This is a genomic window from Sphingobium agri, assembly GCF_023051225.1.
Lineage (GTDB): Bacteria > Pseudomonadota > Alphaproteobacteria > Sphingomonadales > Sphingomonadaceae > Sphingobium > Sphingobium agri.
In genome coordinates, this window is sequence record NZ_JALKHS010000016.1 from 15,639 (window position 1) to 27,237 (window position 11,599).

The 11,599-nt window shown below is 58.3% G+C and carries 6 protein-coding genes; 1 reads left to right on the top strand and 5 read right to left on the bottom strand.

All coding sequences use genetic code 11. From position 1 onward, the window contains the following. Positions 1–2: 2 nt before the first annotated feature. From MU848_RS15445 to MU848_RS15460, 4 genes are all read right to left on the bottom strand, one after another. Positions 3–3,407 carry a glycosyl hydrolase gene (locus MU848_RS15445; RefSeq protein ID WP_247233986.1) on the bottom strand — a complete coding sequence of 1,135 codons (3,405 nt, stop codon included), beginning with the start codon at positions 3,405–3,407 and terminating at the stop codon, positions 3–5. A 120-nt stretch (positions 3,408–3,527) separates the two neighbouring features. Then, on the bottom strand, positions 3,528–5,765 hold the full coding sequence (locus MU848_RS15450) for a glycoside hydrolase family 3 N-terminal domain-containing protein (protein WP_247233988.1): 2,238 nt from the start codon (positions 5,763–5,765) through the stop codon (positions 3,528–3,530). A gap of 1,098 nt (positions 5,766–6,863) precedes the next feature. Continuing rightward, on the bottom strand, positions 6,864–9,323 hold the full coding sequence (locus tag MU848_RS15455; protein ID WP_201516767.1) for a TonB-dependent receptor: 2,460 nt from the start codon (positions 9,321–9,323) through the stop codon (positions 6,864–6,866). A 628-nt stretch (positions 9,324–9,951) separates the two neighbouring features. Further along, positions 9,952–10,170, bottom strand: coding sequence for a hypothetical protein (locus MU848_RS15460; protein WP_201516766.1), 219 nt, complete (start codon positions 10,168–10,170; stop codon positions 9,952–9,954). Positions 10,171–10,233: 63 nt separating this feature from the next. On the opposite strand from MU848_RS15460, the gene MU848_RS15465 reads away from it, so the two are divergent. Beyond that, entirely contained in the window at positions 10,234–10,752 is a 519-nt protein-coding gene (locus MU848_RS15465) for a hypothetical protein (RefSeq protein ID WP_247233991.1), read from the top strand. Here the strand turns inward: MU848_RS15465 and MU848_RS15470 are convergent. Next, positions 10,709–11,392 (bottom strand): CDP-alcohol phosphatidyltransferase family protein, encoded by a 684-nt coding sequence (locus MU848_RS15470; protein WP_247233993.1) that lies wholly within the window; start codon positions 11,390–11,392, stop codon positions 10,709–10,711. The two genes, MU848_RS15465 and MU848_RS15470, sit on opposite strands and share 44 nt — an antisense overlap. Between the last annotated feature and the right edge of the window lie 207 nt (positions 11,393–11,599).

Consider the following 11,599-nt stretch of genomic DNA (forward strand, 5'->3'; position numbering starts at 1 on the left):
CATCAGCTTCCATCAGCGATGTTTTCCCGGATCAGGCGTACCGGGCCGATCAGGCCTGACGATGGCAACGGAGTATCAGCGTCATATGGGGTGGCGCCGAATGCCTTGCCCCCGGCACCGATCGTATCGAACACCGTCACCGGCTGCTTAAACCCTAAGCTGGGCGCATCTTCTGCAGTGAAGCTGATCCGCTTGGTCACGCCGGGTTGACGGTCGCCTACCACCCGGTTCACCCACAAATTGCTGGTCCGAACCTCTATCTTGTTCCTGCCCTGCTTCAGCAAGGGAGCGATATCGATCTGGTAGGGCTTCGTCCAAGCAATCCCCGCCGACCGGCCGTTGACCAGCACTTCTGCGATGACTTCCACTTGGCCAAGATCCAACTTGATGGAGCGCGCGCCGTTAAGCCAGGATTTGGGAATGTTCAGACTTCTCGTATAGCTGGCCGTGCCGGAAAAATAGCGAACGCCTGGGTCGGATTCCTTGCTGAGGTCCCGCAACTTCCCCAGCGCCAGTTTGGCCGGTGCGCCCCGCCCAGGCTGGAAAGCGACCGACCAGCCGTCCGACATATCCGCCAACTGCTCGGTTGTAACGGCTGGGACCGCGCCGGCTTCAGATCCCTTCTTCTGGAAGACGACGAAGGTCGCGCCGAATGGATCGAAGGGAATGTCGACGATCGTGCGGCCATTTTCTGTTCGGTAGCTGGCCGGGCTCGCCTTGCCCGTGACGGGGTCCCACAGTTCCGGCGCCTTGCCCGCCGTGCGGAATGACGCCTGAACCGTCTGCGCGCGGTCCTTGCGATTGGCGACGAAGTAGATGTCGGAGCCGCCCACATGACGATGAAGGAAGCGGACCTCCGCATCTGCCCCCTGGATCAGCTCGAAATCGGCCGCGATCTTCTCCCCGGCCAGAGCGGCGTCTGGCAGCCTGGCTGCATAGACCGTGCCTGCGCCGATCCTGGCTACGCCTGTCGTTGAGGGCCAGAGTTCAGCGATGATGGCCCGCGCCTTGGCGGGATCGTCACTCAAGCTGGGGGACCCAAGTGGGCGCTCACCCACCAGCACCGCGCCCGCCCGCACCAGATCACGCAGCCGTTCCAGCGTGGGCAGCGTCACCCACTGCACCTGCCCGCTCATGTAGAGCAGTCGCCACGACATGCCATTTTCCGTCATCAGGCGACCGTCCTTGACCCGGATACGGTTCTTCAGCGCATCGGCGTTGACATAATCATATTGCAGACCTTCCGGGATGGCCGGAGGCTTGTCACCGAACAGAGCGACGATCGACGTGCCCTCGCCATAGAAAATAGCGACATCGTTGACGGCCTGCCCCTGCTGCAGCAAATGGGATGCGCGGCCCAGATAGCTGATCCAGGGTCCGGCCTGCTCAGCCCATGTATCCTTGCGGTTGAACCAATGGCCAAATGGCCCCAGCACCAAGCCCGGCGCCTTGCCCATCAACGGTTGGTGAACGCTGCTATGCAGGATGAAACGGTTCACCCCGGCCAGCATCAGCAGGTCGGCATAGGGCTTGAGCACCCGGGGCGAGAGGGACCATGGTGCCCCGGCTGCCGTGAGCGATTCCGCGGCCACCAGATTCTGGCCCCAAATATGCGCAACCGAAGCAGATTCCCGGATGTCTGCAAAGGGACGGGCCTGGAATTCACCGGGCGCGCCCCTGACCCACAGCGCCGCCATCGGCACGTCGGCCGACGCCTTCATTTCCATCCCATCCCCAATGACATGGGGTGAACCCTCATGGGATTCGCCGTAGCGGATCATGCCCACCTTATGCAGCTCCGCGCTCAGCCGGTCATAATGTTCTGTCTTCAGCAATTCCTGTTGCGTCCGACGGAAATCCCAAAGGAAACGATCGCTGTTTTCCGCGCTGTCCACGACATAGCCCGCCAGCGCAGGGAGATAGGAGACTGCGTCATAACCGCGCAACCGCTTGAACTGCTCCAACATGGCGGGCGTCCAATTGGCCGTTCCGGCTTCCCAACTGTCGAATATCATGTTGCTGACGCCGGACGGTCCCAGCCGACCTCCGCTCGCGTCGCGGTACTTATCCAGATATTGAGTGATATAGCTGGAGACGTCCGCGCCGTTCAGCTTGTCTACCTCCAATCCTGCGCCGCTTTCCTGAGCCGGGGCGTTATGCTGCCCCGTCAGCGAATAGCCAAAGCGCAGCACGACCCATTCCCCGCGCGGCGCGGTCCAGTCCAAAGATCCATCGGGCCGCAGATTGCTCGTCAGGTCCAACACATCGGCGGCACGCACCGCGCTTCGTCCGGCAGGCGTCGCCAGTGCATAGTAATCGTGCGAAACCTCGAACCCTGCCTTTTTCTCCCAGGCGTTGATCATCGGCGCACCCTGAAGCACGAGTTCCGAAATCAACAATTTACCTCCAGGCCCTCCGCCCACATTCAGGATGGCGTCCTTTTTGTCCTCTTGCCTGGCGGCCGCTGGAACCACGATCCGGAACATTCGCGCCGTGGTTGCGGGCACTGATGTCGTGCGCTGCGGGCCGGCGCTTTCCAGATTGCTCACCATTTTCCATGCGCGGCCGTCATCGCTTGCTTCCAGCCGCACGTTCGGGCCGAGCCCGGCCCCGCCTGCGCCGCCCATGGGGGCATAGCCTCCAGTCGCGATGGTGATGGCCCTGACCGTCACCGGCCGACCATAATCATATTGCACCCAAGAATCGCCGCCAAGCGTCGCCGCGGTCAGTTCGGTCGTCAGGACGACATCGCCATCCATCATCTGCTCAACATGAAAATCGCCGCCGCTTGCCGTGGCAACCGGGCGCGGCAGGGCATATTGCGCAGGCAGCCGGAACGCGACCACCTTGGAATCCCGGTAAAAGGGCGTGCTGTTGCGCGGGTCGATACTGGCGTTGTTCTGGAACAGACCGGCGGTGCCGGGCGGTTGCGCCAGCTTGCCGGTGAAGCGCTTGCCACCTTCTATCCGGGTCTCGGTCCAGACATATTTCTTCATGGCCTGTTCGGGCTTGACCCAGGGACCGCCGCTTTCGCTCCAGCCGGGAGACCCCGCCACGCCGATGTCCAGCTTTCGCGCGATGCTGCCATCCACAGCGTATTTGAAGGCGTCCTTCCACTCCGGGCTCATATATTTTAACGGCGCTTCGATCACGCGGGGTGCGCCTACATCGACGTCGAACGCCTGATATCCGCCCAGTCCGATGCGCTGCATCCAGGATAGATCGGCATCAATGCCAGCCTTGCTGATCTGGCCGCTGTTCCAGTGCCACCATACGCGCGGCTTTGCGGCAGCAGGCGGGGTCTGGAATGCATCGATTGCGATGTCCTGTGCGGACACTCCGCCGGAATAGAGCAAGGCGAGGACAAGCGCGCAGGACCCAAGCTTCATCTGCGAAAAACGTTTCAAGACTATCCTCCCAAGGTTTTCATGCAGATCGAGACGTCCGCCATCAATTCAAGAATTTATGCCCTTCGGACCGGCAAGGTCTATTCGCTGAAGGGACGGAGCGATGATCAGGCATAGCCATCATATCAGCCGCACGGATGCTGAAATGCCGCGGGTCGCGTCAGGGGCAATCCAGATGTCGAACCATCCGGCATCGGCTTCGTTGGCAAGATCTTCGTGGATATGAGCCAGGTCTCCCGGCCGTAATTCGAACTCTACCATATGACTTTGCCCTGCCTCGATATCGACATGCTGGATGTTGCGCAGCACGCGCACCGGCTGCGTGATGCTGGCGACGCGATCATGAATATAGAGCTGCGCGACTTCATGCTGGGTACGCTTTCCGCTGTTGGTGAGGGTGGCGCGCACCAACAGTGTTCCCCCCTTGCGGACGGTATCGCGATCCAATTGAGTAGGCCCGTAGGATATGGGCGAATATCCCAAACCATGACCAAAGGGGAACAACGCCTCGTTCGACACTTCCAGATAGCGCGCCTTGTGGGATTTTTGCGATGGATTGGTTTGGGGCCGTCCGGTCGGACGATGATTGTAATAATAAGGTTGTTGCCCGGCCGACTGCGGGAAGCTGACGGGCAATCGGCCTTGGGGCGCGTGATCGCCGAACAGGATGTCGGTAATGCCGTGCCCCGTTTGCGAACCAAGGAACCAGGTCGCAACTATGGCTTGTGCGTTCAGGCATTCGCCGGTCAGCGCCAGGCCGCGACCATGCTTGAGCAGGACAACCGTGGGCTTGCCCGTCGCCACCACCGCTTCCACCAGTGCCTGCTGGTGGGGCGGAATGGTGATGGACACGGTCGACGCAGCCTCACCGCTGCGCGTCGCGCTTTCACCCACGAACAGGACCGCGATGTCGGCTGCAGTCGCGGCCGCGATGGCGGCGTCGATGCCGCCGTCGATCGGCTGGGTCGGGGTGCAAGCCTTGGTAAAGGATATTCGTGCGCCTGCACCTAGCGTGGAGCGCACGCTTTCTTCGAGTGTCACGACCTTGCGGCTGTCGCCCGTAGCTGCCCACGCACCAAATGCGTGGACAGTGTCCGACACATAGGGTCCGATAAAGGCAAAGGACTTGCCCGATTTCGACAGGGGGAGAAGGTCCCCTTCATTCTTCAGCAGCACGATCGATTTACGCGCCGCTTCCCGCGCCAGCGCGATCATGGCGGGCGTGCCCTCGACCTGCGCACGGCGGTCGGGTGAAAGCGAACGATAGGGGTTTTCGAACAGTCCCAACGCCTGCTTCACGCGCAGCACGCGCCGTACCGCCTCATCGACGATGCGGATTGGCAAGCGGCCGGATCGGACAAGCGCAGGAATATGCTTGTTGTACAAACCGCTCTGCATGGACACGTCGCACCCGGCGGTCAGCGCCTTGATGACGGCGTCTTCCTCATCCCCGGCAAAGCCGTGGGCGATCAGTTCCTTTTCGGACTCATAGTCGGATACCACCAACCCGGGAAACTTCCACTGGCCGCGTAAAATATCAGTCAACAAATGCCGATTGCCGGTAGAGGGCACGCCGCCAATGTCGTTGAAGGAGGACATGACCGACAAGGCGCCTGCATCGAATGCCGCCTTGAAGGGGGGCAAATGGACCTGATGCAGCGCTACGTCGGAAATTTCGACGCTATTATAATCCATGCCGCCCTCGACCGCGCCATAAGCCGCGAAATGCTTCGGGCATGCGAGCATCCCGTCCTCAGCTTTGAGATCAGGCCCTTGGAAACCGCGCACCCGCGCCTGCGAAAGATGAGAGACCAACCATGGATCTTCGCCTGCCCCCTCGGTTACCCGACCCCAGCGTTGATCCCGCGCCACGTCGACCATCGGTGCGAAGAACCAGTGCAGACCGAATCCACTGGCCTCCTGCGCGGTAGCGCGCGCGGTGCGATAGCAGAGGTCCGGATCGAAACTGGCAGCTTCGCCCAAGGGTGTGGGATAGATTGTACGCAGGCCGTGGATGACATCGCCCGCAAAGATCAACGGTATGCGCAGCCGCGACTCCTCCACTGCGATCTTTTGGAGCGAGCGAAGGAAAGCCGGATCGTGCGAGCCGAAGAAACCAATAGCGCCGCCTGCGCGAACCATAGCCTGCACCTCTTTGACGCGCGGCGGCGGCCCGGTGACTGGATTGACTTCCGTGGCGAAAGGAGCCGTAAAGAGCGAGAGTTGCCCGGCCTTCTCGTCGATGGTCATCCGCCGGAGCAAGCTTTCGACAAAACGCCTGTCCGCAGCTTCACTGATCCTGGCTGCGGACAGGTCGACCGGAATTGCCGCCAGCACAAGCGTCGCGGCCCCATGCATAAGAAGATGTCGACGCTGAAGGGTCAAGGGCATGGCAGCTCAAGTCTCTCCTACTGCGGCCAGGCTGGCGATCGTCACCGCGTGAATAACGTGCTTCCAGTCATTCCCTGCAGCGTTTCGGCCATGCAACTTTGCCTGAACGTGAGCCGTCATGGAACGGCGTGAGGCGAGCGATCGTAGCGGCCTCCCGACTGAGGAAAGAGCGAGATGTGGAATGGCACTGATAACCTCGCAGTTTGTTTGACCTGATTTGACACTTCAGCATTTTCCTATCAGAACGGCTTTAATTCCTACATTTATGGGGAGCCCAGGATGTACGGTGTATCGGTTCGATATCATGTCGGAGGTTAAGTATCTGAGCGCCAGCGCCCGATGAGGGCGCGGGCGCTGCATATGATCGTTCGCTCCCGGTTAATGACCCAGTTCCGAACAGAAACCAGATGCAATCAGAAGTTGGCTTTGTATTAGCTCTTAAATCTGATGCATTGCGGTGCAACAAGCACGAACGAAGTCGCCCCGTCGCTGTCCGCTGATGCTGCGGCTGTTGCAGGAAGCAGCAAATGCTCTTCACATCAGCAACCGGTCTGAGGATCGGTCCGTTATCCCGCTGGCGCTGCTCAGAAGCCGACCTGTCGGGAAGTATCAAATCGCCGCCCTCGCTTTCGGCGGTCTCCGACCAGCTCAGACCGTTCCGGCGCGGAGGCTGAAATATCCGTCGACGCCGAAACCGGTCCTTCTCCCCGCGTCGCTTGGGTTACCTAAACACCACCTGAGGTGATGATATCAAAAAAAGGGCCGGCTTCCAGCCGACCCTCATGATCCTCCCTTAATTGGAGAACCTCTGGGGGAGTAAGTAATATATGATCTAACCCGACTTGTCTAGTAAATAACAGACGTCTCGCGGGTAGGAGTCCAATTGATCTTCCGATCTGTGCAGTTGGAGGCTACGACAGGCCACTGGCCACGACCGTGCTTGAGTGGCCATAAGGGATAGATTGGAGCAATCTGTGAGCCATGCATTGGCTAACGGTCGAAAAAATGGCCGCCACTATACTGTGACGGCCACTTATTTTTATGATATCGTAAATTCTGATCAGCTCACCAGCGGAACGCAAGTGAAGCGCCGAATTCACGGGGGGCAGTCGCACTGATCGTGCGATAGCCCGAGACAAATGCGGTGTCGTCAGCAGCCGCCGTCTGCGCGATGCCTGCTGAAATATCGGTAATCCGCTTCTGGTTGAGCAGGTTCTTGACAAATCCTGTCAGTTCCCACTTCCCGTCGTCGCTGCGGACGCCCGCATAAACGTTCAGGATAGTGCGACTTTGATATCTATAGTTCTTCAGCTGCGAATAAACGCCTGGGCGATAGTTTATCAATCCCCGCACGAAGGGAGTAAAAGAGCCATCCATCGGTAAACGCAGCTCGGTGTTGGCTGACAGGCTGAAATTCGGCGTATCTGACAAGCGGTCTATATTGCAGAAGCTCACATTGCCAGGACCGGTGATTGCCGGTGTCCCTTCCGCATCTGGTGTTCCATCGCCGTTATAGTCGTTACATGGCAGCCTGGCATCATTGGCATAGCGCGCTTTCACATAGGCGGTGCTGACCGAAAAGTCCCAGTAAGTGGTTGGGTGTGCATCAAGGGTCAACTCGACGCCCTTGATCGTTGCATCACCATTATAATTGAAGTCAAATCCGCCGTCATTGACCCGATCGCCTGGGGTGCCAACAGGCGAAGCCGGGGGCACCGGACCACATCCACCGCCAAATTCAGCGGGCAGATTGGGGCAGTCATAAGTGATACCTGCAAAACGCGAAATGAAGCCGTCGATTTTCTGATAGAAGGCAGCGAATGCGAAATTAAGCTTACGGTCAAAGACCGAGCCCTTCGCACCTATCTCGAACGCGTCGGTTTTTTCGTCATCCGTTACGATGAGATCGTTCGACACCCCTACAGGCACCGACACGCCTGCGGTACCCGCGCGGAATGAACGATTATAGGCTGCATAGATGTTCAAGTCGTCGTTGACCTCATAGGTGAGGTTGACGCCACCAGTGAATGCATCCGTATTCCGATTGCTCAGCCCCGCTGGAATACCGTTCTGAGTTACCGTGAAAGGATCAATGGCAGGGATACCGAAAAGCGGGAGCCCAGGGTATCCAGGCGAGTTGATGATTACGTCGCTCACAAGTGTGTTGTTGATCTTGGTGTACCGCAAGCCGCCTTCGATTTTCAGACTACCAACACGGGCATGTCCGAACGCGTTGACAGACCAGGTTTCCACATCTGTTGGAACGATGACATCTACCCCAATAGGCAAGAACAAGCCAAAGGACGCGGGCGCAAATGCCGTGAAGAAGTTGTCTGCCCGCTGTGCCACTCTGGTTGTGCCAGTCTGCTTCTGGTAAAAAGCGCCCACGCCACCACCAAGCGAACCATCGTCGTTTGTCGAAAGCCGAAGCTCGAAGGTAGGCACCTTGAACGGTGTCTCGACGTGCTGAACGGCCGTATAGCCAGGGATAGCATTGGCGACGTCTTGATCACGTTGCTGGTCCAGTTTGGAATACTGATATGCAGCTAGCGCATCCAGCGAAACGGGTCCCATATCCCAATGGCCGTTGAAGGTAATTTGATGAGACCGGTTCTTGAACCGGGCCGGGCCTTCCATGACCGATGCATAATCATCGACACCTAAGGCCGGGCCTGACGTGCCTGCTGCGCCTGTCGAGCCTGCGCCCACGACCTGCGCATATTGCCGTGCGTCCGATTCAAGATATTGGTATGTCAGATAGGCAGTGAATGCCTCGCTCGGTTTGAAGCCGAGCGTTACCCGGCCGCTCATTGTGGTTGACCGTGAGCGGTCGCCATTGCTGATATTCTTAACCTGATTGATCTGGTTATGATCGACCAGGCCAGCAACGCGGATTGCAAATTTTTCCGAAAATGGCAGGCTCACGCCGCCCTGAAAGTTATACCCCTTGTCGTCTGTCGCGCTGGCTTGTGCATAGCCTGTAATCTCGTCAAAAACAGGACGGCGCGTAGTAATGGTGATAGCGCCAGCGGGCGAAGGAAGGCCACGTTCAAGACCCTGCGGACCGCGAAGAATTTCGATTTGCCCGATGTCATACAAAGCGGTGAAGACGGTCTGCGCGTCAGCGGGCACTTCATTGACGTAAGTCTGGACAGTGGGCCCAACGCCTGAATCTGGGTCAAAGGAAATACCGCGAAGGGTGGTCGTATTGTTACGGCCAGAAGTGTTCGTTAATTCAAGGCCTGGAGCCAGCTGCTGCACATCCTTTGTGTCGAACAGCTGCAGTTTTTCAAGCTGCTCACCGGTGGCGACATTCACAGACATAGGCACGTCAACGAGACTACGTGCATCACGAGTGGCAGTAACAACGATTTCTGTCGTCGTGACTGCACCTTCACCTTCAGTCCGCGTCTGACTGGGGGTGGTCGGAGCCGCGCCTTGCCCCTGGGCATACGCCAAAGCTGGCATCATGACAGCGCTGGCAGCGCAACACAGCATGAGACTGCGCTTCAATTGCTTTTTCAATGCATTCCTCCCTCTGATCAGCTCCATTAGATATGGAGCCTCGTTTGCAACCCACACCTAGGTCGTTAACGTGGCATTCTTAAGCCATCTTTTGTTGGATATGTATAATAGTGCTAAGAACTAGAGGATTTCCACCCGCGACAGAACAGCCATCGCCCTGTGCTGAAGCAAGCCCAGCACCGGAGAAACATCGGCAGTTCGCGAAGCCGCTCATTTGATACATCCTCTTCGAATGCAGGTTCTTATCGGCCGCCTCATTCTGAACATCTATTAAGAGTGGCATAGCCCGGTCAACTCAGGTGGCTCGCATGGGAACCGTTCGTAACATTTTTTCCAGATGTGTGTCTCAACATCCACACTTTGCTCGGCGGCCTTTAACCAAACCACAGGGGACGAAGCGCCCGCTGCGTGGCACCCAGAGCATCAAATCGAAGCCCGAAAGCGGCCTCGTTGGGCACATTGGCGGCCGAGGCCTCCTGCCGTTCGCTGTCCACCCTGAATACAAATACCCGGCACCAACTTGCCCGCCCTGGAGAGCGGCCAGACGGCGTTGAGGTGATCGAGGATGTCGGCGGCCATCAGGAAAGTCGATCGTGGGTGGTTAGCGGACTGTCTGGTTATTCGGCGATCAGTTCTCCAGAAGATGCTCTCGTTTCTGGGCTCCATCGTTCGCGCGCTTCCTTGATGTAATGGTGGTACCGATGGACGCGGCGACAATGCCGACTATGCCGAGCCATTTTGCCAGCGGTAGCTTTTCATCAAGAAGCAGTGCGCCCACCACCGCCCCGAGCGGCGCGCCTGCGTTACGCAGCTTGTCAGCAGCCGCGTGTGAATTAGCTTGGTCCATCACCTTAGCGGACTGATCTGAAAATTCGCGTCCATAAAGTCGATGCGGTCGACATTTATCAGCATGGCTGACGCGATCGACCTTCCCACTCTGGCGACGTTGCAAGTGCAGGCTGGGGCCGGGGTTTCTAATTTGCCGGAGCGTGTCGGGTTCTCCGCGGCCGCCCGCTATAGTCGGCTCATGTCCGCCTTTGGTCGCTTGTGCTGGGCGGCGTTTTCAGCGGGCCATGGCAGCTTTCCTGAGTCGGCCGTCACCAAGCTGCCGTTCCGGATCGGCCAGCTACTGTCGCTCTGCGATGCCACTGAGGCAAACGCCGAATGTCTGCTTGGGAAAAGAGCTGACATTCCGGCCTTCACTTTTGAACAGCAGCAAAGTCCCAAACCTAAGGCGTTGCGCACACCACGAAACCGACCCTTTGCGGCCGTTCAGTTGCCGATTTTCCGTTTCCAGGTGCGGCCCCGTCCGCTTTGCCATTCGTGCGTCGCCGTCGATCAGAAACTGGATCATGGGGGCAGCAATATCCGCGCCGGTTCGCATGTCAGTCATTTCCCCGGTCAGACCGGGCTAAGCGCCGTCCCGTGACCAACGTCTGGATGACGAACAGCAGGATCAGGATAAGCGCTATCGTACCTACGAACAGGTCAAATCCCGACAGGACACCGAAATATCCTGGACCAGAGCCCAGGACCATCATCATCACCGTCAGCCCGATCAGCATCAGCCGCAATTCAGTGGGGCCAGTCGCCAGATAGGACAGCTTGAACTCTCCCAACACGCGAGCGGAAAGATAGGCATGGATCGACAGCAACAGATAGCCGGCCAGCGCCACCATGGCGACGTCCATGGTAACAAAAGGGCTGAGACCGATCCCAGCGAGAATCAGCAGCGTCGCGAAGCCGTCGCAGCTATGATCGATGAAATAGCCATAGGAGGGACGTTCGATCCGGCGAAAGCGCGCAATGCTACCATCCATCGAGTCCCCAAACCATTGGACAACATAGCCCGCGATGGCGAGCAGCAACCAGGATGAATGCAGATTGCTCCCGACATAGCCCAGGAAGATCATAACCGCGCCGATCATGCCCAAAGCGGTGAGGCGATCAGGCGTGACCCATGGGGGCATTTGGGCGCAGAGCCAGTTGAGTAACCGCCGTTCCTTCGCGGCAAGCCAATTTTCTTGGACTCTGGATAGTGAGGCGACGTTCTGTAACTCGATTGTCATAGGCCCTTATGCGGCCATCGGCTTCGAGGGGCAACGTACGAATGGCGCCTCCCGCTAGACGTCAAACGCATGGTAGATCATGTCAATTTGCAATCCACGACCAAGCGGACCCTCACGAGCAGAATTGAAGCTGTCGCTAATGCCGGTACTCGCCGCGCCCGACGTCGCGAAAGTATCAGTGATCGCTCGCGGAAAAAGCTCCTATGC